The sequence below is a fragment of the Amycolatopsis sp. NPDC114478 genome, assembly GCF_055633805.1.
On sequence record NZ_JBVKDO010000001.1, the window covers coordinates 73,841 to 95,659 of the forward strand.

17 protein-coding genes and 2 pseudogenes are annotated in these 21,819 nt (G+C 71.8%); 5 read left to right on the plus strand and 14 right to left on the minus strand.

The features are described 5' to 3' along the window. Positions 1–138 precede the first annotated feature (138 nt). Positions 139–1,173: a helix-turn-helix domain-containing protein gene (locus tag ACZ7OH_RS00355; protein WP_470278880.1), complete on the plus strand. Its 1,035-nt coding sequence runs from the start codon at positions 139–141 to the stop codon at positions 1,171–1,173. Here ACZ7OH_RS00355 and ACZ7OH_RS00360 read toward each other — a convergent pair. Both ACZ7OH_RS00360 and ACZ7OH_RS00365 read right to left on the minus strand, forming a co-directional pair. Beyond that, positions 1,160–4,846 (minus strand): S8 family serine peptidase, encoded by a 3,687-nt coding sequence (locus tag ACZ7OH_RS00360; protein ID WP_470278881.1) that lies wholly within the window; start codon positions 4,844–4,846, stop codon positions 1,160–1,162. The genes ACZ7OH_RS00355 and ACZ7OH_RS00360 overlap by 14 nt on opposite strands. An 86-nt stretch (positions 4,847–4,932) precedes the next feature. Further along, positions 4,933–5,352 (minus strand): MarR family winged helix-turn-helix transcriptional regulator, encoded by a 420-nt coding sequence (locus ACZ7OH_RS00365; protein ID WP_470278882.1) that lies wholly within the window; start codon positions 5,350–5,352, stop codon positions 4,933–4,935. Between the two features lie 46 nt (positions 5,353–5,398). Between ACZ7OH_RS00365 and ACZ7OH_RS00370 the strand changes: the two genes are divergently transcribed. After that, the gene (locus tag ACZ7OH_RS00370; protein WP_470278883.1) at positions 5,399–6,076 is read left to right on the plus strand and encodes a class I SAM-dependent methyltransferase; all 678 of its coding nucleotides are present in this window, start codon (positions 5,399–5,401) and stop codon (positions 6,074–6,076) included. Positions 6,077–6,110: 34 nt separating this feature from the next. Here the strand turns inward: ACZ7OH_RS00370 and ACZ7OH_RS00375 are convergent, their stop codons facing one another. Then, positions 6,111–6,923, minus strand: coding sequence for a family 1 encapsulin nanocompartment shell protein (locus ACZ7OH_RS00375; protein WP_470278884.1), 813 nt, complete (start codon positions 6,921–6,923; stop codon positions 6,111–6,113). Next, positions 6,920–7,927 carry a Dyp-type peroxidase gene (locus ACZ7OH_RS00380; protein ID WP_470278885.1) on the minus strand — a complete coding sequence of 336 codons (1,008 nt, stop codon included), beginning with the start codon at positions 7,925–7,927 and terminating at the stop codon, positions 6,920–6,922. The genes ACZ7OH_RS00375 and ACZ7OH_RS00380 overlap by 4 nt, the downstream gene beginning before the upstream one ends. A 197-nt stretch (positions 7,928–8,124) precedes the next feature. Here ACZ7OH_RS00380 and ACZ7OH_RS00385 point away from each other — a divergent pair, with 197 nt between their 5' ends. Together ACZ7OH_RS00385 and ACZ7OH_RS00390 are read left to right on the plus strand one after the other, a co-directional pair. Continuing rightward, positions 8,125–8,373, plus strand: a complete 249-nt coding sequence (locus ACZ7OH_RS00385) for a hypothetical protein (RefSeq protein WP_470278886.1) — start codon at positions 8,125–8,127, stop codon at positions 8,371–8,373. Then, complete coding sequence (locus tag ACZ7OH_RS00390; protein ID WP_470278887.1) at positions 8,367–8,546, plus strand: hypothetical protein; 180 nt, start codon at positions 8,367–8,369, stop codon at positions 8,544–8,546. The genes ACZ7OH_RS00385 and ACZ7OH_RS00390 overlap by 7 nt, the downstream gene beginning before the upstream one ends. A gap of 450 nt (positions 8,547–8,996) precedes the next feature. Here the strand turns inward: ACZ7OH_RS00390 and ACZ7OH_RS00395 are convergent, their stop codons facing one another. The 8 genes and pseudogenes from ACZ7OH_RS00395 to dnaK all read right to left on the minus strand — a co-directional run bounded on the left by ACZ7OH_RS00395 (position 8,997) and on the right by dnaK (position 17,792). After that, positions 8,997–9,800, minus strand: a complete 804-nt coding sequence (locus ACZ7OH_RS00395) for a Dyp-type peroxidase (RefSeq protein ID WP_470278888.1) — start codon at positions 9,798–9,800, stop codon at positions 8,997–8,999. Next, entirely contained in the window at positions 9,800–10,144 is a 345-nt protein-coding gene (locus ACZ7OH_RS00400) for a hypothetical protein (RefSeq protein ID WP_470278889.1), read from the minus strand. Before ACZ7OH_RS00400 ends, ACZ7OH_RS00395 begins: the two co-directional genes overlap by 1 nt. Positions 10,145–10,189: 45 nt before the next feature. Next, the gene (locus tag ACZ7OH_RS00405; RefSeq protein ID WP_400908518.1) at positions 10,190–11,413 is read right to left on the minus strand and encodes a PucR family transcriptional regulator; all 1,224 of its coding nucleotides are present in this window, start codon (positions 11,411–11,413) and stop codon (positions 10,190–10,192) included. 112 nt (positions 11,414–11,525) lie between these two features. After that, positions 11,526–14,157 (minus strand): annotated as a pseudogene (gene clpB / locus ACZ7OH_RS00410) (ATP-dependent chaperone ClpB). 2 nt (positions 14,158–14,159) lie between these two features. Then, a complete protein-coding gene (locus ACZ7OH_RS00415) occupies positions 14,160–14,471 on the minus strand; it encodes a chaperone modulator CbpM (RefSeq protein ID WP_470278890.1) in 312 nt (103 codons plus the stop codon). Continuing rightward, on the minus strand, positions 14,471–15,403 hold the full coding sequence (locus tag ACZ7OH_RS00420; protein ID WP_470278891.1) for a DnaJ C-terminal domain-containing protein: 933 nt from the start codon (positions 15,401–15,403) through the stop codon (positions 14,471–14,473). Before ACZ7OH_RS00420 ends, ACZ7OH_RS00415 begins: the two co-directional genes overlap by 1 nt. Beyond that, positions 15,403–15,909, minus strand: coding sequence for a nucleotide exchange factor GrpE (locus ACZ7OH_RS00425; RefSeq protein ID WP_470278892.1), 507 nt, complete (start codon positions 15,907–15,909; stop codon positions 15,403–15,405). Before ACZ7OH_RS00425 ends, ACZ7OH_RS00420 begins: the two co-directional genes overlap by 1 nt. 5 nt (positions 15,910–15,914) lie before the next feature. After that, the gene (gene dnaK / locus ACZ7OH_RS00430) at positions 15,915–17,792 is read right to left on the minus strand and encodes a molecular chaperone DnaK (RefSeq protein ID WP_470278893.1); all 1,878 of its coding nucleotides are present in this window, start codon (positions 17,790–17,792) and stop codon (positions 15,915–15,917) included. Positions 17,793–18,061: 269 nt separating this feature from the next. On the opposite strand from dnaK, the gene ACZ7OH_RS00435 reads away from it, so the two are divergent. Next, entirely contained in the window at positions 18,062–20,356 is a 2,295-nt protein-coding gene (locus tag ACZ7OH_RS00435) for an FdhF/YdeP family oxidoreductase (RefSeq protein WP_470278894.1), read from the plus strand. A gap of 73 nt (positions 20,357–20,429) precedes the next feature. Here ACZ7OH_RS00435 and ACZ7OH_RS00440 read toward each other — a convergent pair. After that, positions 20,430–20,660 (minus strand): annotated as a pseudogene (locus ACZ7OH_RS00440) (IS481 family transposase); the annotation flags it as partial. Positions 20,661–20,732: 72 nt separating this feature from the next. Then, entirely contained in the window at positions 20,733–21,701 is a 969-nt protein-coding gene (locus ACZ7OH_RS00445) for an FUSC family protein (protein WP_470278895.1), read from the minus strand. Between the last annotated feature and the right edge of the window lie 118 nt (positions 21,702–21,819).

The following is a 21,819-nucleotide window of genomic DNA, read 5'->3' on the forward strand; positions in this document are numbered from 1 at the left end:
AAGCGCCGAACGGTGGCCGGACGCCCGTTCGTCCACACCTTGAAGTAAGAGGTGACCCGGGTCGGCGAGCCCGTTGTACGTTGTCCAAGAGCCGTCAGCGCCGATGGAAAGCAGTTGGCCGCGTGGCTAGGAGGCAGTGTGCTGGAAGCGCTGGGCATGACTCCCGGGGAAGAACGGGTCTACCGCGTGATCGTCGGCGGGTACCGGACCACGCCCGACGAAATCGCGGGCAGGATCGGCGTGGGCCGCGGCGAGCTGGAGCCGATCCTGGAGGCCCTGCTGGCGAAGGGGCTCGTCAGCAGGACCGAGGGGCACTACGTGTCCGCGCCACCGGACGTCTCCCTCGGCCCGCTGCTCGTGCACGGCCAGGAGAAGCTGGAGGCCGCCCGGGCCGCGGTGTCCCAGCTCGCCGAGGAGTACCGCGGCAGCGCGCGGCGGCGCGACTCCGCGCAGCTCGTCGAGGTCATCACCGGGGTGGACGCGATCCGGCGGCAGGCGCTGGCCATCCAGCGCGGCGCCCGCGAAGAGTCCCTGTGGTTCTGCCTGGAGGGCAACGTCGCGATGGCGGCGTCGGAGAACGTCGAGGAAGCGCTGGCGCAGGCCCGCGGCGTGCAGTACCGCGTGATCTACGAGACCGGCCTGCTCGAGGAACCCGGCCGGATCGTCAACGTCCTGGAGGGGATCGAGGGCGGCGAGATCGCCCGCTCGATCTCGAAACTGCCGGTGCGCCTGGCCATCTCCGACCGCTCGGTGGCGCTCTGCCCGCTGGTCACCCACGACAGCACGGGCGAACCCACCGCCGCGCTCGTCCGGGAAAGCAGCCTGCTGTCCGCGCTGGTCGCGTTGTTCGAGGTCTACTGGGAACGCGCGTCGCCGCTGCGGATCGGCGACACCGCGCCCACCGCCCACCTCGACCCCGACGAGCGGCGGCTGCTGTCCCTGCTCATCGGCGGGGTCAGCGACAAGTCGATCGCGACCCAGCTCAACGTCAGCTACCGGACCGTCCAGCGGCGCCTGCAGGACCTCATGCGCCGGGTCGACGCCCGCACCCGGATGCAGCTGGCCTGGCAGGCCAGCAAGCTCGGCTGGCTGGACGAGCCGAGCCCCGGGCACCTCCTGCCGCGTGACGGCGGAAGGCACCCGGAGCCCTTGGGCGGCGCTATTTCGAGCTGAGCCCGTACGCCCGGAGCACCGTCTGGTCGACGGCGTTGCCCGCGTTGTCGGTGGCCTGCACCCGCAACGCGACGTAGGAGTTCGTGGCCCCGAGCGACGGGTGGTCGATCGTGGCCTCATAGGACTTCCCGGCGCGCTTGACGTCGACGGCACGCCAGGTCTTGCCGTCGTCGTAGGACGCCCAGGCCTTGACCGACCGCACGTCCGGCGCGGCCATCCCGTCCTGGAACCGCGCGGTCAGGCCGATCCTCGCCCGGCGGCCGGCCGGGAGCCGGTTGCCGGCGTCCGCGTCGACCGCGTAGTCCAGCTGCAGCAGCGGAAGCAGCGTCGGGGCCGCCGACCGGGCCGAGCGGAACGTCCACGACGTCTGCGTGCTGGTGCCGAACAGCCACTCCGGCGAATCGCGCCGCACCGACAGGTCGAGCCGGTAGGTTGCCGGATCCCCGCCGGCGGGGAAGGTGCCGTACGCGTAGGGCTGCTCCGACACGAGCTTCCCGTCGCGGAACAGTTTCGCCGAGGTGGCGGCCGGTCCGGCCTGGTCGTCGCCTTCGTTGAAGCCGTAGTGCCCGGCCTGGCTGTCGGCGAACTCCGGGACGCGGATCCGGAGGTTGTCGCCCTCGCGGGTCGAGTCCATGCCCGGCACGCCCCGCGGGATGGCGGGCCGGACGACCGGCGCGAACCAGTCCTCGGTGAGGTTTTCCCGGCCCGTGTAGGTGCGCGGCGCCGCGGTCATGCCGCCGTCGAGCGGCGACATCTCGTCCCAGACCAGGCCGTGCTTGACCCGGTGCTGCCACTGGACGTCCCCGGAGCTGACGTACTCCTGCCGGGTCGACGGCGTCGTCACGTACCGCTGGTATTCGTTGACGGCGAAGTCCTGCCACGGCTTCCACGCGAACCGCTGTTCCTTGGCCTCACCGCCGCTGCCGGTCTGGCGGTAGTGGGTGGTGACGGTCGCGGTGTTCGCCGCGGTGACCTGGTGGACGATCTTTTCCGGGATCCGGTCGTGCTCGGTCTGCACGACGTCGTAGAGGTACGGGCTGACCGCGATCCCGTCCAGGCTCAGGAAAGTGGGGAAGCGCTTGATCTTGGCGAGGAGTGCCGTGCCCTCGTCCCGGTCGAGCTGGACGGTCGGGATCGCCAGGTTCGGCGCCGCGCTGATCGAGGGCACCGAGGCGGTGCTCCAGCCGTCCGGCACGACGATGAAGACGATCGCCGCCCCGGCGTCCGCGGCGGCACGGGAGACTTCGTCGCGGTTGTAGTCGGCCGGGTCCGGGTCGACGATCGCGGCCTTGCCCCGCGCGTTCTTGAAGTCCGCCGGTTTTCCCTGTCCGGCGGAGACGGCCTGCAGCAGCCGCCAGCCGTCCAGCTTGGGCGACCCGGCGAGGTAGCGGTTCGTGAGCGGGTCACGGCCGCCCAGGACGTTCACCGTCAACGGCGGCGCGATCCTCGACCAGCGGGAGCCGAACTCGAAGGCCCCGGTCGTCACCTTCGGCGTCGGGGTGACCCGGAGCTCGCGGGTGTAGTCGAACTGCATGGCGTAGTTCGCGATCTTGCGCGAGCCGAGTTCCCGGTAGGTGTAGTAGCTCCAGATCCCGGCCTGTTCCGACGGTTTCGGCGTCTCGATCTGCACCTTCACCGCCTTGCGGGCGTCCAGCACGAGGTTCGTGTCGCCGGTGATCCGGATCTCCGGCTGGACGACCTGGAACGCGGTGAGGCCGTCCTCGGTGCCGTTGACCTGGGCGGTCAGGTAGTACACGCCCGCGCCGAGCTCGACCGTCAGGCCGTCGCCGGCCAGCCAGGTGTTGACGTCGAAGCGGTAGTCCTCGCCGTACATCAGCAGCCACGGGGCGACCGTCGGCTTGCCCTGCAGGTCGAGTGCGGTGAGGGTGACCTTGTGCTTGGGCGCGGTCTTGTCCGCGCCGAGCGAGGTGTGCACTATTACGCCGTTCGCGGTCGCGGTGAGACGGCCGCTGTAGGTGCCCGGCGCCAGTTTCGCCGGGTCGCCGGTGATCGTGACGGTCGCCTGGCCGCCGGCCGGTACGTCCACAGTGGACGTTCCGAGCCGGATCCCGTCGGCGGCGGGGACACCGGCCAGGGACTTGGCGTCGAGGGCGAGCTTCAGCGAGACCGGCGTGGTTCCGACGTTGGTGTAGGTGACCTCTTTGGACACCGGCGCTTTGCCGTCCTCGACCGCGCCGAGGTCGAGCGTGCCGGTGGCGAAGACCTGCTGCTTCACCGCGCGCGCCACGTCGACCCGGCCGCCGCCCTGCTCGAACACCGAGCGCCCGGGGGCGGTCAGGGAGGTGCTGGCCAGCGCGTCCTTGAGCTGACTGCCCTTCCAGCCGGGGTGCTGCTGGGCGAGGATCGCCACCGCGCCGGCGACGTGCGGCGTCGCCATCGAGGTGCCGGAAGCGGCGGTGTAGTGGTCGTCGACGACGTCGCCCATGGCGGTCCCCGCGGCACGGGCGGCGACGATGCCGACGCCGGGTGCGGTGATGTCGGGCTTGACGGCGTTGTCGCCCAGACGCGGTCCGCGGCTGGAGAACGACGCCAGGCTCTCGTCACGGCCGACGGCGCCGACGGTCAGCGCGGCTTCGGCGGTGCCCGGCGAGCCGACGGTGTAGGCGCCTTGTTCGCCGTCGTTGCCGGCGGCCACCACGAAGAGCGTGCCGGTCTGTTCACTGAGCGCTTCGAGGCCGACGCTGAGCGCGTCGGTGCCGTCGGTCGGGCCGCCGCCGAGGCTCATGTTGACCGCCTTGGCGCCGGAGTGCGCCGCCCACTCCATCCCGGCGAGGACCCAGGACTCGTAACCGAAGCCGTCGTCGTCGAGCACCTTGCCGACGAGCAGTTTCGCGCCCGGCGCGACGCCCTTGAGCCGGCCGCCCGAGGCGGCGCCGGAGCCCGCGATCGTCGAGGCGACGTGCGTGCCGTGGCCGAAGTGGTCGGTCGTGTCGGGGCTGGTCGTGAAGTTGACCGCCTCGCTCACGCGGCCGGCCAGGTCGGGGTGGGTGGGGTCGTAGCCGGTGTCGAGCACCGCGACCGTGGTGCCGGTGCCGTCGTAGCCCGCTGCCCACGCCTCGGGGGCGCCGATCTGCGGGACGCTGCGGTCGAGGGAGACGCGGACCTTGCGGTCCAGGGAGATCCGCTCGATGTTTCCCGACGAGGCCCAGAACGCGGTGGCGTTCGCCTTGCCGGCCCGCGCGGAACGGCCGTTGACGCTGGTCAGCGTCGCGCCGAGGTCGGCTGCCGCCGAGGCTTTCCGGAGGTCCGTGCCCTTGCGGTAGGTGAGGATCAGCGGCAGGGTCGCCGACTGCTCGTCGGCGTACCCCTCGGCGATCAGCTCGGTGACGTCGAAGAGGGTCCGGTCGACCTGCTTCGCGGCCAGCCGCGGGGTGACGTCTTCGGGGAAGACGCTGAGGTGGCCGTCGACCTCCTGCTGGTGGAACCGGATCTTCTCCCGGCCCGGCGCGGGCCGGACGGTGGCGGCCTGCTTGCCGCCGGGCTGCCGTTCGACCTGGACGACGTCACCGGTGAGCAGGGTGACCGAGTGGCGTTCGAGGCCCGCGGGTGACGGTGCCGCCTGCGGGCCGGGCGCCGCGTTCGCGACTCCGGCGGTGCCCGCGGCGAGGGTGCCGACGCAGGCCACGACCAGAACAGATGATCTCCAGTGCATCGCACCAGGCTCGCGCCGCCGCCGGCATCCGTCACTAGGGCGGACGCGTCCGAATCACGACACGTCGCATCTTCGTCAGCGGCCGGCTACCGGCGGAACGCCGCGACGAGGAGCCGCCGGAGCTCGCGCCGGCCGTGGTCGTCGAGCCCGGCCAGGACCCGGTCCTCGGCCTCGGCCACTTCGGGATCGATGCGCGCGAGCAAGGTCATGCCCTCGCGCGTCAGCGTGGCGGGCAACGACCTCCCGGACGGCACCGTGGCGGGCCGCGTCACCAGGCCGCGCTCCTGCAGCTCGCGAACCACCTTGTTCATCGCCTGCGGTGACACCTGGGCCTCGCGGGCCAGCTCGGCGTTGGACTTCGGCGACCGCGCCAGCATCCGCAGGCAGAGGTACTCGGGCGCTGCCAGCTCCGCCGGCTCGAGCACGGTGGCGGCCACCTCGGCGCGCAAGGCCGCGGTGACCCGGTGCAGCAGGTAGCCGAGCGGCTCGTCCCGGAGACTTTCCATGCCAACCATGTTGACATGTATCAACCTGGTTGACACTCTGGGGTGCATGACGAACCCCTCATTGTTCGATTCCGCCTACCGCGGTCAGGCTCCCGAGATGGGGCAGGGCTTCCGGCCGCCGTGGAGCCTCGGCGAACCGCAGCCCGAGATCGCCGCGCTCATCGACGCGGGCGCGTTCCACGGTGAAGTTCTCGACGCCGGCTGCGGCGAGGGCGCAACGTCGCTCCACCTCGCCGAGCGGGGCTTCACGACCGTCGGCCTGGACCAGTCACCGACCGCGATCGAGCTGGCGCGTGCCGAAGCCGCCCAGCGCGGCTTGGCCAACGCCACCTTCGCCGTCGCCGACATCAGCACGTTCACCGGCTACGACGGCCGGTTCGGCACCATCGTCGACAGCACGTTGTTCCACTCGATGCCGGTCGAGCTGCGCCGGCCCTACCAGGAATCGATCGTGCGCGCGGCGTCGCCGGGCGCGTCCTACTACGTGCTGGTGTTCGACAGCGCCACCGTGCCCTCGGACCGGGTCAACCCGGTCTCCGCGGAGGAACTGCGGGAGGTGGTGGGGGCGTACTGGACGATCGACGAGATCCGGCCGGCCCGCATCCCCGCCAACGTCCCCGAAAACTTCCCCGGCTTCGAGGACTTCGCGGGCAGCGACGTCCGGGACGAGGGGAACGGCCGCAAGTCGACACCCGCCTGGCTGCTGTCGGCGCACTTGTCCTGAGCGGGACGTCGGTTCAGCTGCGGGAGATTGACCGTCAGGGCTGATTCGCGTCGGCGTTCAGCACCACGCTGGCTTCCGCCGTGTAGGCGAGGAAGGTGAACGACTCCTGGAGGTAGAGCTCGATGTGGTCGTCGTCGTGGGACTGGTAGCCGATGGACAGGTCCTGGCCCAGGTGCAGCTCGTAGTCACCGCCGCGGGCCGAAAGCAGGAGCGCGCCGTCGAGGGCGGGTGCCCAGATCGGTTCGTCGTGCAGCAGCCGGGACAGGTGGTCGAGAATCGGGTAGCCGTGGTCGGTCGTCTCGGCGACCTCGGTGTACGCCGCGGCCGAGAGCAGCAGGCGGTAGGGCCCGTCGACGCCGGCCAGCCGTAGCCGGCTGAGCGCTTCGGCAGCCGCTCGAGGGGCTTCGCGCACGTCCGCGGGCAGCCGGACCGACGGGTTGGAGCTGCCGGGCGCGATGCCGGCGATCCCGGCCGCGGGCAAGCCGCGGAAGATCGCCTGGTCCTCGGCGAGGGCGATGCGCTGAGCGGCGTCCTTCACCGGCTGCCAGTCGGAGTCCTTCGCGCCGCGCTCGACGTCGTCGACGGCCTGCCTGGTCACGGTGAACGGCACGCGCAGTTCGATCACCGGCTGGACTTCGCGCTGGCGGACGACCACGCCGTCGGCCGGTGTTTCGAGGGCGCGCAGGTGCCCGGTGCCCACCGCCGACAGTTCCGGGCCGGCCGGGCCGGCGACGTCCACGACCCGGCGGCCCGCGAGGGTGCGGGTCGCCGTGCGGCGGGCCTCGGCCTCGATTTCGGCCCAGGCGGCGGCCGGGATGGGGGCGAGTTCGCGGTGCAGGTTGTTCATGGTGTGCCGCTCCTTTTCAGGTCGCCGATACCCAGGGAGCCGTCCGGCGGCGGCTCCGCAGCCGTGGTCGCGGGGACCGGGTCGTCGAGGAAGTCCGCGCTGGGAACGAAGAACAGCCCGCCGGTGACCGCCGTGGAGAAGTCCAGGATCCGGTCGTGGTTGCCGGGCGGGACGCCGATGAACATGTTCCGCAGCATCCGTTCGACCACGTCGGGACTGGCGGCGTACCCGATGAAGTAGGTCCCGAACTCCCCGGACCCGATCGTGCCGAACGGCATGTTCTCCCGGACGATCTGCCGTTGCGTCCCGTCGGCGTCGACGATCGTGTTCAGCGCGACGTGGGAGTTCGACGCCTTGGCCGCGTCGGGGATCTCGATGTCGCTCAGCTTCCGGCGGCCGATCGCCCGCTCCTGCTCCTCGACCGGCAACGCGCCCCAGGTGCCGAGGTCGTGCAGGTACTTCTGGACCACGACGTAGCTGCCGCCGGCGTACGCGGGGTCCTCGTCCCCGACGAACACGGCGGAGGCCGCGACCGCCCCGGTGGGGTTCTCGGTGCCGTCGACGAAACCGAGCAGGTCCCGTTCGTCGAAGTACCGGAAGCCGTGGACCTCGTCGGCGACGTCGGCGTACCCGGCGAGCCGGTCCATCAGCCGGCGAGCCAGTTCGAAGCACAGGTCCGGACGCCGCGCCCGCACGTGGAACAGCAGGTCACCCGGGGTGGACACGGCCCGGTGGGTCGCGCCGGCCAGTTCGCGGAACGGGTGCAGGCCGGCCGGCCTGGGCAAGTCGAAGAGCCGGTCCCACAGCGCGGCACCGATCCCGACCACGCAGGCGGTGCCGTCCTCCGGCGCCCGGAACCCCACCGCGCGGACGATCCCCGCCACGTCGGGCAAAAAGTCCCGGACGACGCTTTCGGCACCCTCGCGCACGGTGACGACGAGGAAGATCGCCGCGCGGGCAGGGGGCATCAGCACGTCCTGCGGCCGTCCGGGCGGTGCCGTCACGTCAGCTCGCTCCTCCCGTCCGGGCCGTTCCCGGCGCCAGCGTGGCACACGTGATCGCCGGCCGCACCTGCGCGGCGGAGCGTTGTGCGGGGCGACAACGTCGATTGACGGGTCCGACAAGGACCGCCCGCCGATCCGGGCCCGAGGCTAGCCTAGCGGCATGAACGTGGCTGATCCCGCACACTGACCGGGCCCGAGTGGACAGCACCGGAAGCCGGGACCGCGTCCGGCCGTGGGTCGAGCACCTCTCCCGCGCCTTCCGTTCGTTCGGCGAGCACTACGGCTCCTACTACGCGGCCGCGATCACGTACTTCAGCCTGCTGTCCCTGGTGCCGGTCGCGATGGTGGCGTTCGCGGCCGCGGGGTTCGTGCTCGCCGGCGACCACGCCTTGCTGGACCGGCTCACGGCCGCGATCGGCGCGCAGGCCCCGGACGCGCAGTGCTGAAGCAGCTCGGCGGCCTGCTGCTCGCCAGGACCGGCCATTCGCCGTCCGGCGCGGTGTTCGGCCCGGTGCTCGGCTTGCTCGTGTTCGTGAACCTGACCGCCCGGCTGCTGCTGTTCGCCACCGCGTGGACGGCGACCTCGGCCGGCCCGTCGCCGCGCAGGAGGCGTTCGTAGGGCCCTGGGGAGACACCCAGGTCGCGTTCGAAGGTCGTGTCGAGCCGGACCGGGCGCCACGTGTCGTCGCGCCCCAGCCCGGACAGCTGCGGCCGCAGCCCCGGGCCGAGGAGATGCGCAGGATGATCTGGTTGGCGGCCACCCGCGCCGCGTCGGGCAGGAACCGCAGCCGCGGGGTGTGGCGCAGGATCAGGCGCACCTCGGTGGCGTTCACCGGCAGGTGCTTGCCCGCCCGGATGAACACGGGCACGCCGCCCAGGCACCGACCGGTAGCCGTCGTACTGGCCGCGCACGCACTCCTGCACGCCCACGGGCGGGATGGCCTTGAGCACCTCGAGCTTCGATGGGGGCGTCCAGGACCTGTAGCAGGTGGTTCTGCACGAACGAGGCCGCCGGTGATCCCGAAGATCACCAGGTCGGTCGCGGGCCAGTCCGGTCCCGGCACGTCGTTCACCCCTTCCCGGTGAGAAAAGCCATGGGCGGCACGAAGTAGAGCGCGCCGGTGACCACTGTGGACACTTCGAGCGGCCGGTCGGTCAGCCCGGTCGCCGCCGGGTCCGCGGCGTAGGTGACCACCAAGGCGCCGTACTCGCCGTCGGTGATCGACGCGAACGGCATTCGGTCCCGGACGACTCCGCGTTCGGGCTCGAACGCGACGGAATCGAGCGTCCGGCCGCCGGCCAGGCGGTCCCGCTCGGCGGCCGGCAGCGCACGCCACCGGTCGAGGTCGTGGACGTGTTTGCGCACGTGCAGGTACGAGCCGCCGGCGAACCGGGGATCGTCGCCGGGGCCGACGAGGGCCGCGTCCGCCGGTTGCGGGTTCCGTGGGCAGCCGTAGCGGAAGCCGTTCACCCGGTCGAGGACGGCAACCGCGTCACCGAGCACTCCGGACACGTGCCGCGCCAGCTCGAAGCAGCTGAACGGCAACTGCGCACGCAGGTGCAGGAACAGGTCGCCTTGAGCCGCCGTCACACCGGCGCTCTCCCGGAAGGGACGCAGGCGCGCGGGCCGCGGGCCGGGCAGCAGGCGGTCCCAGGCCGCGGACCCGATGCCCAGCACTCCCGTCGGCGCACCGGGCGCGGCCGGGCGGATGATTCCGGCGAGGTGCGGCAACGCTTCGCGCACCGCGGCTGCACCGCCCGGACCCCGGATCGCGAGGGTCACGAACAACGCGCTGTCGGTGAGCGGACCGGGGATGTCCTGGGGCTCCGGCGTTCCCGACCGTGCGGGCGGGTCCGGGACCGCGTGCACCATCAGACGAGCCGCGGGTCGTCCGGCAGGACTTCGCACGTGGGATCGACCTGAAAGCCCTTCGCCACCGCACGCACGACCGTCCCGGTGCCGCAGCCGACCCAGCGGACGGTGATGCCCTGCGGCCGGACGTCGTCGGGGCCGATCACTCCCTCGCGCGCGGAATCGGCGGGAGCGAGGTGGTAGGTCCGCACGTCCTCGGCGTCCTGGTCCACTTCGGTCACCTCGAACGCGAAGATGGCGACGCGCTCGCCGACCGCGGGGTGGTCCGGCGCCCACGGGTCGGCGAACTGCCCGCCGTCCGGGTTGCCGAGGGTCTTGGCCGTGATGGTGCGTTGTTCGTCCACAGTGGTCCCCAAAGGAAGGTGCCGGGTTTCCCCGGGCCGGGTCGGTCAGTCGGCCGTGGTGGAGGCGGGCCCCGATCCCGGGTGGCGACGCCCGGGGTTCAGGTGCAGTGCCTGGGCGGCGGTCACGAGTTCCGCGATCGCGCGCGGGTCGCTCAGTGAGCGGCCGGTCAGCTCACGGACCCGGCGCAGCCGGTACCGGACGGTGTTGGCGTGGCAGTGCAGGACCTGCGCGGCGCGATCGGACGAGCCACCGTGCGTGAGGTAGGCGTGCAAGGTCTCCAGCAGGATGTCGCGTTCCTCGGCGGGCTGGTCGAGGACGGCGCCGAGGACTTCCTCGGCGAGCCGCTGCCCCTCGTCGGGGTCGTAGGCGAGGAACGCGGTCAGCGGGCTGGAACTGAAGGCGTGGACCTCCGGCTTGCCGGGCGGGAGACCGGCGAGCGCCGTACGCGCCAGGTGCAGGGCGCGGGGGGTGTCGACGAGCGACCGGTACAGGGGACTCACCCCGGCGCGGGCGACCGCGACGTCGCGCAGGACGGCCAGCATCGGGTCGCGCTGCTCGTCGCGCAGGGACACCACGCCCGCCTGCAAGGTCGGGGTGAGCCGCCACGCCGAGACGATCCCGACTTCGGCCAGCCGCCGCTCGATGCCGACCAGGCTCTCTTCGGCCAGGCCGCGGGTCTCGGCCGCGACCACGGCCAGCTTCCCGTCAAGGGACAGGCCGAGCAGCTTGCCGGCCTCCCACGGGCCGGCGTCGAAGACGCGCTGGCCGGTGAACAGCGCCTCGGCCAGCGCCGAGCGGCGCCGTTGCTGCGCGACCAGCAGTTCCGCGCTCGCGGACCGGTAGGCCTCGGTGAGCCTCGACGCGTGGTCGTCGGTGACCTGCCAGAGCAGGCCGGCCACGTCGACCAGCGCGTCCATGGCGCCGGGCCGCGCCTGGGTGCGGGCGTGGTCCACCAGCAGCTCCCAGAGCATCGCGCACCCGATCCGGTAGACCTGGAGGACCTCCGGGAGCGGCGCGCCCTGCAAGGCGCGCCGGTGACCGGTCTCGTGCGGACCGGTCGCGTCGGCGGCGGTGACGGTGCCGGCGAGCGCGCTGACCATGAAGCGCAGGTTGACCGCGATGGAGCGGTGCAGGTCGTCGCGCGGCACGATCTTCTCGTCCCGGTAGAGCTCGATGCGGTCACAGGTGGCCGCGTAGACGTCGTCGATCAGCCGGGACAAGCGCGGCTCGATCCAGGCGACGAGTTCGGCGAGGGCGGCGTTCTTCACCCGCCCTCCTGCCCCGTCACCGGCCGGCCGGGGCGGTGGAGTTCGTCCACGCCAGACACGACCGGCATGCTACGCGCGACCGCGGGAACACCGCAGGTTTCGCCCGGCGTCCTCATGCGGCCTCCTCGGAACCCGGGTTCTCGTAGGTGACGGCGAGCCGGCCCGCGTCGAGCCCGACCAGGACCACCGCGTCGTCCCTGGCCTCCCCCGCCAGCAGCGCCCGGCCGATGCGGGTCTCCACTTCGCGGGCGATGAAGCGCCGGAGCGGGCGGGCGCCGTAGACCGGGTCGTAGCCCTGTTCGGCGAGGTACCGGCGGGCGTCGCCGGTGACCTCCAGAGTGATCCGCTGCTCGGCGAGCCGGGCCCGCAGGCCCTCGAGCATCAGGTCGACGATCCGCTCGATCTCCGGTTCGGTGAGCGGTTTGAACAGGACGATGTCGTCGATCCGGTTGAGGAACTCCGGCCGGAAGTGCCGGCGCAGCTCCGCCAGCACCGCGTCGCGCGCGTCGGGCTTGATCTCCCCGTCGGCGGTCACCCCGTCCACGAGGTACGGGGCGCCGATGTTGGAGGTCATGATGATCACGGTGTTGCGGAAGTCGGCCGTGCGGCCCTGCGCGTCGGTCATCCGGCCGTCGTCGAGCACCTGCAGCAGCGTGTTGAACACGTCGGCGTGCGCCTTTTCGATCTCGTCGAACAGCACCACCGAGTACGGCTTGCGGCGCACCGCCTCGGTCAGCTGGCCGCCTTCGTCGTAGCCGACGTAGCCCGGCGGGGCGCCGACGAGACGCGAGACCGTGTGCCGCTCCTGGTACTCGCTCATGTCGATCCGGACGATGTTGTCCTCGCTGTCGAACAGGCTCGCCGCCAGCGCCTTCGCCAGCTCGGTCTTGCCCACGCCGGTGGGGCCGAGGAAGAGGAACGACCCGATGGGGCGGCGTGGGTCCTTGATCCCCGAGCGCGCCCGGACGATCGCGTCGGCCACCAGCTGGACGGCCTCGTCCTGGCCGATCACCCGGTCGTGCAGCAGTTCGTCCAGGCGCAGCACCTTCGCGCGCTCGCCCTCCTGGAGCCTGCTGACCGGAAATGCCCGTCCACCGCGCGACGATCGCGGCGATCTCCTCGTCCGTGACGACTTCGCGCAAGAGCCGGTTGCCGCCCTGGCGGGTCGTGAGCCGCTCCTCCTCCCCCTCCAGCCGCCGCTGCAGCTCCGGGAGCTTCCCGTGCCGCAGCTGCGCGGCCCGGTCGAGGTCGTAGGCGTGCTCGGCGTGCTCGGCTTCGCGGCGGACCTGCTCGATCTCGCCGCGCAGGGCCTGGACCTTGTGGAGGGCGGCGCGCTCGGCTTCCCACTGGGTCCGCATGACGGCGGTCTCGGCCCGCAGGTCCGCCAGTTCCCGGCTCAGGTCCGCCAGCCGCGCCCGGCTGGCGGCGTCGGTCTCCTTGGCCAGCGCGGCTTCCTCGATCTCCGTCCTGGTCAGCCGGCGGGAGAGCTCGTCCAGCCGCGCGGGCATCGAGTCGATCTCCGTGCGCAGCATCGCGCAGGCCTCGTCCACCAGGTCGATGGCCTTGTCCGGCAGGAAGCGGTCGGTGATGTAGCGGTGGCTGAGGACCACGGCCGACACCAGGGCGCCGTCCTGGATCGTCACGCCGTGGAACACCTCGAGGCGCTCCCGCAGCCCGCGCAGGATCGAGATCGCGTCCTCGACCGACGGCTCGTCGACCACGACCGGCTGGAAGCGCCGTTCGAGCGCCGCGTCCTTCTCGACGTGCTTGCGGTATTCGTCGAGCGTGGTCGCGCCGATCAGGTGCAGCTCGCCGCGGGCGAGCATCGGCTTCAGCATGTTGCCGGCGTCCATCGCGCCTTCGGTGGCCCCGGCGCCGACGACGGTGTGCAGCTCGTCGACGAAGAGCAGGATCCGGCCCGCGGCGGCTTTGACCTCGTTGAGGACGGCCTTGAGCCGCTCCTCGAACTCGCCCCGGTACTTCGCGCCGGCGACCAGCGCGCCCATGTCGAGGGCGAAGACGGTCTTGTCCTTGAGCCCCTCCGGCACGTCGCCGCGGGTGATGCGCTGGGCCAGCCCCTCGACGATGGCCGTCTTCCCGACACCGGGTTCGCCGATGAGGACCGGGTTGTTCTTCGTCTTGCGCGAGAGGATCTGGACCACCCGCCGGATCTCGGCGTCCCGGCCGATCACCGGGTCGAGCAGGCCGTTCCGCGCGTCGGCCACCAGGTCCCGGCCGTACTTCTCCAGAGCTTCGTAGGTGACCTCCGGCATCGCCGAGGTCACCCGCTGGTTGCCGCGGATCGCCCGCAGCGCGTGGAGGAACCCGTCGCGGGTCAGCCCCGCGTCGCGCAGCACCCGGCCGGCGGCGCTCTCGCTGCCTTCGTCGAGGAGCGCCACGACCAGGTGCTCGACGGAGACGTAGTCGTCCTTGAGCCGGGCGGCCTCCTGGTCCGCCGCGTCCAGCAGCCGGGACACGCGCTGGGTCACGAACGCCTGGCCGGGGGCCACCCCCGGGCCGCCGACGCGGGGGCGGCGGCCGAGCTCGTCCTCGAGCGCGGCCCGGATCCGGCCGGGGTCGGCGCCCGCCTGGGTGAACAGGCGGGGAACCAGGCCGTCGGGCTGGTCGAGCAGGGCCAGCAGCAGGTGCTCGCCGTCGACCTCGGGGTGCCCGTGCTGCAGGGCCTTCGTCTGCGCGTCGTGCAGGGCTTCCTGGGACTTCTGCGTGAGCCGCTGGGGATCCATCGTCATCCTCCGCTGCGTCGGGAGTGCGTCCGGGACGCCGCCTCCAGGTCGGCGATCCGGTCGAGCAGGTCGGCCACCAGCCCGAGGGCCGCGTAGTTGAGGCAGAAGCCGGTGCGCAGGCGCTGCAGCCGCGCCACGGCGGCGAGCTGGGACGGCGGGAACCAGAGGACGCCGGCGGTGTCCGGGACGGCGTCGATCAGCCCGAGCACGACCCAGCGGCGCACCAGCTCCGGGTGCAGGCCGGCGGCGTCGGCGAACGTCGGCAGGTCGACGTGCGGGCCCCCGGGGTGCCGGCGGACGAGGGCGTAGGTCATCACCGCCTCCTGGGGTCGTAGGTGGAGGTCGCGGCCAGTTGCTCGAACAGCCGGCGGTCGTCGTCGGTGAGCTCGGGCGGCACGACGATCCGGGCCTCGGCGTAGAGGTCGCCCGGCTTCCCGCGGCGGTTGGGCAGGCCCCGGGCCCGCAGCCGGAGCCGCCGACCGCTCGACGTCCCGGCCGGCACCTTGATCTTGGCTTCGCCGCCGGGGACGTCGAGGGTGACGGCCGTGCCCAGCGCGGCCTCCCACGGCGTCAGCGGGAGGTCGACGGAGAGGTCGCGGCCGTCGACCCGGTACCGGGGGTGCGGGGCGAGGTGCACGACGAGGTAGAGGTCGCCCGGCGCTGCCCCGTCGCTGCCCTGGCCGCCCTGTCCCGCCAGCCGGATCCGCTGACCGTCGGCGACCCCGGCCGGGACGTTGACCTGGACCGTGCGCGGGCCACCGGGCCGGGGCAGCGTCAGCGCGTGCCGGCCGCCCCGGTAGGCCTCCTCGACCGTGAGCTCCAGCGCGGCCTCCTGGTCGGCGCCGGGCACCGGTCCCCGGCGCCGCCCGCCGCGGCCGCCGAACAGGCCGCCCAGCAGCTCGTCCAGGTCGATGTCGTCGCCCATGCCGCCGTAGGCGAACCGGACGTCCTGCGCACCCGACGGCGCGCCCGCGGCCTGGTAGGCCTGGGCCCGGGCCCAGGTCGCCGGGTCCATCCCGTCGGGCACCTGGCGGAAGCCGGCGCCGAACGCGTCGTAGCGCTGCCGCGTTTCCGGGTCCGACAGCACGTCGTAGGCCTCGGAGACGGCCTTGAACCGGTCCTCGGCCGCCGGGTCCTTGTTGACGTCGGGGTGGTATTTCGCGGCCAGCTTCCGGTAGGCGCGCTTGATTTCCGCCGGCTCCGCGGTCCGGGGCACCCCGAGCACGGTGTAGAAGTCGTCGGCCATCACTCCGCCCTCGAGGCCACCACGACGGCGGCCGGGCGCAGCTGGTGCTCCCCGCCGCCGTAACCCGACCGCACGACTTCGACGATCGTCCCGGGCGCGAAACCCGACACCGGGACCGCGCCGACGGCCTCGTGGGCGGCCGGGTCGAACGGCGTGCCGGCCTCGTCCTCGCGGCGGGGGAAGCCCAGCCGCGCCATGACGTCGTCGGCCTGGTTCCGGACCGCCCGTACCCCGGCGACGATCGTCGCCGGGTCGGCCCGCGCGTGGTCGAGCGCCATGTCGAGGTTGTCGAGCACGGGCAGCCAGGCGGCCGCGACCCGGGCTCGCTCGAGCACGCCGGCCTGCTCGGCGTCCCGTGCCGTGCGCTTGCGGAAGTTGTCGAAGTCCGCCGCCGTGCTCCGCCACCGGTTCTCCAGGTCCGCGACGCGGGCCCGCAGTGCGTCGATCTCGTCCCGCTCGCCGGGTTCGTCCCCGGCGTCCGGCGGGTCGGCTGGATGCGTCGTCATCGCGGTCAGGAGGTCGTGAACTCGGCGTCGATGACGTCGCCGTCGTCACCGGGCCGGCCGGCGTCGGGCTGCGGTCCGGCGTCGCCCCCGGCAGCGGCGAGCCCGTGGTAGAGCTGCTGCAGTTCGCCGGTCAGGGAACGCAACCGGTCGAGGGTGGGCTCCTGGTCGTCCTTCAGCAAGGCCCGCGCGTCACCGATGAGTGCTTCCGCCCGGGCTTTGTCGTGCACCGCCGCTTCGGAGCCGAGCTCGGCCAGCCGCCGTTCCACCTGGTAGGCGGCGGTGTCCAGGGTGTTGCGGGCGTCGACCAGCTCGCGCAGGCGGGCGTCTTCGCTCCGGTGCCGTTCCGCGTCCCGCACCATCCGGTCGACCTCGGCGGCGTCGAGGTTGGAGCTTTCGCTGATGGTGATGCGCTGCTCGGCGCCGGTTTCCTTGTCCTGGGCGGAAACGTCGAGGATCCCGTTGGCGTCGATGTCGTAGACGACCTCGATCTGGGGCACACCCCGCGGCGCGGGCCGGATGTTCTCCAGCCGGAAGCGCCCCAGCACGCGGTTGTCGGCGGCCTGCTCCCGCTCGCCCTGCAGGACGACCACGTCGACCGCGGGCTGGTTGTCCTCCGCGGTGCTGAAGGTTTCCTTGCGCCGGGCGGGGATCGTCGTGTTGCGTTCGATGACGCGGGTCATCAGCCCGCCGAGGGTTTCGATGCCCAGCGACAGCGGCGTGACGTCGAGCAGCAGGACGTCCTTGGCCTCGCCCTTGATGATCGCCGCCTGGACCGCCGCGCCGAGCGCGACCACCTCGTCCGGGTTGACGGTCATGTTCGGGTCCTTGCCCCCGGCGAGCCTGCGGACCAGGTTCTGCACGGCCGGGATGCGGGTGGAGCCGCCGACGAGGATGACCTCGTCGATGTCGTCCGGGGTGAGCTTCGCGTCGGCGATGGCCTGGCGCACCGGCGCCTGGCACCGCTCGACGAGGTCGGCGGTGATCTGGTCGAACGTCGAGCGCATGAGCGTCGTGTTCAGGTGCTTCGGGCCGGTCGCGTCGGCGGTGATGAACGGCAGGTTGATCGTGGTCCGGGTGACCGTCGAGAGCTCTTCCTTGGCCTTCGCCGCCGCTTCGAACAGGCGCTGCAGCGCCTGGGGGTCGGCGCGCAGGTCGATCCCGTTCTCCCCCAGGAACTCACCCGCGAGGTGGTCGACGATGCGGCGGTCGAAGTCGTCGCCGCCCAGGTGGGTGTCGCCCGCGGTGGAGCGGACTTCGACGACTCCGTCACCGATGTCGAGGACGCTGACGTCGAACGTCCCGCCGCCCAGGTCGAAGACCAGCACGGTCTCGCTCTGCTTCTTGTCCAGGCCGTAGGCCAGCGCCGCGGCGGTCGGCTCGTTGATGATCCGCAGGACCTCGAGGCCGGCGATCCGGCCGGCGTCCTTGGTGGCCTGGCGCTGGGCGTCGTTGAAGTACGCGGGGACGGTGATGACCGCTTCGGTCACCTTCTCGCCGAGGTACTTCGAAGCGTCCTCGACGAGCTTGCGCAGCACCAGCGCCGAGACCTCCTCCGGGGCGTACAGCTTGCCGCGGACGTCGAAGCGCACGGCGTCGTCCGGACCGGCGACGACGTCGTAGGCCACCGCGTCCAGTTCGCTCGTGACCTCGTCGTACCTGCGTCCGATGAACCGCTTCGCGGACGAGATGGTGCCCTTCGGGTTGAGGATCGCCTGGCGCCGGGCCAGCTGACCGACGAGCCGCTCGCCGGAGTCGGTGTAGGCGACCACCGACGGCGTCGTGCGCGCGCCGTCGGCGTTGGCGACCACCGTCGGCTGGCCGCCCTCCATCACCGCGATCACCGAATTGGTCGTACCCAGGTCGATGCCCACTGCTTTCGCCATGGCGGTCCCTCCGGACGATTCAGCGAGTTTTCGGAAGACGATCCGATTCGCCGATCGGTCTACTGGACGCCATTGGTGGTGTCAAGGCGGAACGGGCGAGTCCGAAACACGTGCTGGGCCATTGTTGACGGCGACAAAGAACTTTGTGGAGCACCACAGCCGGCGCACGCAAACCGCGAAACCCCGGCTCCCGATGGGGCCGCGCCACACGAATGTGTGTTTTCATCGACACCGGCCGGGATTCGTGATCGGATGGACCGCACTTCACGGTGCGACAGCGGGAGCAGGCGATGGACGAGCAGGGCAAGGCGCCGGAGTTCAAGCCGTACCACCACCCGGCCGCGGGGTGGGGCGCGACGAAGAGCGTCACGGAGTTCCTGGTGCGCGAGGGCGAGCTCGTGGACGGGCCGCGCGCGATCATGCGGATGAACCACGAAAACGGCGGGTTCGACTGCCCGGGGTGCGCGTGGCCCGACGACACCAAGGGCCTGCACCTCGACATTTGCGAAAACGGCATCAAACACGTCGCCTGGGAAATGACGCGCAAACGAGTCGGCCGCGAATTCTTCGCCGCGCACACGGTCGGCGAATTGACGCAGTGGAACGACGCCGACCTCGAAAGGCAAGGCAGGCTCACCGAGCCCATGCGGTACGACGCGGACAGCGACCACTACGTCCCGATCCCCTGGCCCGACGCCTTCGCCCTCATCGGCCGTACTCTGCGGGAATTGGACGATCCCGGCCGGGCGGCGTTCTACACTTCGGGCCGCTTGGGCAACGAAGCGACGTTCCTGTACCAATTGATGGCCCGGGAACTGGGCACGAACAACCTCCCCGACTGCTCGAACATGTGCCACGAAGCGAGCGGGCGGGCGTTGCAAGCGGCCTTGGGAACCGGGAAGGGCACCGTCGACCTCAAGGACTGGGAGCTCACCGACGCGTTGTTCATCCTGGGCGTCAACGCCGCATCCAACGCGCCGCGCATGCTCACCTCGCTGGCGGAGGCCTACCGCCGCGGCGCGCAGATCGTGCACGTCAACCCGCTCGTCGAAGCGGCCGCGACCCGGACGATCATCCCGCACGAGTTCGCGAAGATGGCCACGTTCCGCGCCACCCGCACCGGCACCATGAACCTGCAGCCGCGCATCGGCGGTGACCTGGCCCTCCTCCGGGGCATGGCCAAGGCGATCCTGGAGCTGGCGCGCACCGACCCGAAAGCCCTCGACACCGAGTTCATCGAGCGCCACACCACCGGCTTCGCCGAATACCGCTCCCTCTGCGAAACCACCCCGTGGGCGGACCTCGAGCGCCAGTCGGGCGTCGACGAGGCCGCCATGCGGGCCGCGGCCCGGGTCTACCGCGAGGCCGACCGGAGCATCATCAGCTGGTGCCTCGGCGTCACCCAGCACGAGCACGGCGTCGACACGGTCCGCGAGATCGTCAACCTGTTGCTGCTGCGGGGAAACCTGGGCCGGGAGGGCGCCGGGCCGTCGCCGGTGCGCGGGCACAGCAACGTCCAGGGCAACCGGACCTGCGGCATCGACCACCGCCCTTCGGCGTCCTTCCTGGACCGGCTCGGCGAGGTCTGCGGCATCACCCCGCCCCGGGCCGACGGCCTCGACACCGTCGGCACGATCGAGGCCATGCACCGCGGCGAGGTGACCGTGTTCGTCGGCATGGGCGGCAACTTCGCCCTCGCCGCGCCCGACACCCCTTACACCGCGGCCGGCCTGCGCAAGTGCGAACTGACCGTGCAGGTCAGCACCAAGCTCAACCGCAGCCACCTCGTCCACGGCAGGCAGGCGCTGATCCTGCCCTGCCTCGGCCGGACCGAGAAGGACCACCAGGCCGGCGGCCTGCAGTCGACGTCCGTCGAGGACGCGATGAGCATGGTCCACCTGTCCACCGGGATGAAGGCGCCCGCCTCGCCGCACCTGCTCTCCGAACCGGCGATCATCGCCGGGATGGCCCGCGCCGCCCTGCCGCGGAGCACCACCCCGTGGGAAAGCTACGTCGAAGACTACGACCGGATCCGCGACACCATGGCCCGGGTTCTCGACGGCTTCGAAGACTTCAACCGGCGGGTCCGGCTCCCGCTGGGGTTCCGCATCCGCCAGCCGGCCCGCGAACTGGTCTTCGAGACGCCTTCGGGTCGTGCGGAGTTCTCCGCGACCGGTCTGCCCGACGTCGTTCCCGCCGAGGGCACCCTCGCACTGGGGACGATGCGGTCCCACGACCAGTGGAACACCACGATCTACTCGGACAACGACCGCTACCGCGGGATCAAGAACCTGCGCACGCTGATCTTCATGAACGCCGCCGACATGCGCGACCGCGGCCTCGGCGAGTTCGACGAGGTGGACATCACGAGCACCGCCAAGGACGGCACCACCCGCTGCCTGCGCCGGTACAAGGTGGTTCCTTACGACATCCCGCGCGGGTGCGCGGCCGGCTACATGCCCGAGATGAACGTCCTGTGCGCCATCGGCGACTACAGCACCCAAAGCGACCAGCCGATCATGAAGCACCTCAAGGTCACGGTGCGGGCGTCGGACGGCTCCTAGCTGTGGTGTCCAGGAGATTTGTTAGCCGAGCGACGGGCGGTTTGCCTCCGGTGGATGAGTGGGGCCGGTAGAAGCCGACGTAGCGCCGGCCGCCGCCGTCGGGGATGTTGCCGAACTTGGTGACATCGACGTGGATCAGCGATCCGGGGTGGTCGTGTTCGCAGCGGCGCAGCGGTTCGCCGGCGACCCGGTCGATGCGGGACAAACGGTTGATCCGGCAGCGGGTCAAGACGGCGTGCACGGTCGAGGCAGGGAGAGCGAGCCGGCCGGCGATCTGGACCGGGCCCAGCCGCTTGCGCCAGCGCCGAGGCCTTCACCTGTCAGCACGACAGGTGATTACCGCCTCACCGCGGGACAACGTCCCTGGACAGCACACCTAGCCGTCGCGGCAAGGGCCGCGCACGACGACCGCCGCCGCGATGCCGGCGGACACACCGAGCACCGTGTCGAGCACGCGGTCGGTGAGCAGCGTCATCGGCTCGGCCGGCGCGGCGAACTCGGTCATCACCATGATGAGCGGGGTGAAGAAGCCGAGGGCCAGCCCGTAGTGGCGGGACATGAACAGCTCCGTCGGGAACAGCAGCGCGATCACCACCAGCGCGAGCGGCGTCTCGCCGAGGTCCGGCAGGAGCAGCACCGCCGTGACGCCGAGGCCGGCGAGCGTGCCCAGCACCCGGTGCAGGCTGCGGTGCAGGACGCTGCGGATCGAGGGGTGGAGCCGGTTTCGTGCGTCGGCAGCCAGGGGCACCGCGGCGGAGGCCATGGCCCAGTTCGCGTGCTCGACGCCCAGCAGCAGACCGAGCGAGCCGGCGACCGAGATCGCCAGCGCGTAGCGCAGTGCGTGGACCAGGGCACAAGACCGTCGCCGATCTTGAGCGCACAGCCCCGGCCCGCAGGCGGTCCGAGGTAAGACCGCGGCCGGGGTTCGCGCCGCCCCGGCGAATCCGATGACTACGCAGAACGCGATCGTCAGCACGCAGACCGACAACCCCGCCCAGGGCGCGACCTGCCCGGCCGGGACCATCGCAATCGCGCCGAGCGCGAAAATCCCGAAGAACGGCCCGCGCGGGGTGAGGCCGAGCCGGTTCGTCACCGGCGCCGCGGCGAACGCGAAACCGGCTTCGGCCGCCACCAGAACCCACGGCCGGGCGTGACAGCCGGAAAGCAGAACCCCGGCGGCGACGCCGGTCAGCAGGATCCCGCCCGCCTGCAGTTGATGCCGGAGGCGGAGCCCGCGGGCTTCGGCCCGTCCGTACATACCGGTGAACGAGCCGAATGCCGCGAAGATGATCAGCTCGGGACGCCCCGCCGACAGCAGCGCCAGCCCCGGGACCAGCAGACCCACGGCAACGCGGCACGCGTGAAACCAGTCGTTTCCCGCCAGGCGGCCCCCGGCCGGCCGACGCGCCGACGGCCGGGCTACCCGCACGGGAAGGTCTCCGATCGTGGCTCAGAAGTCGTTT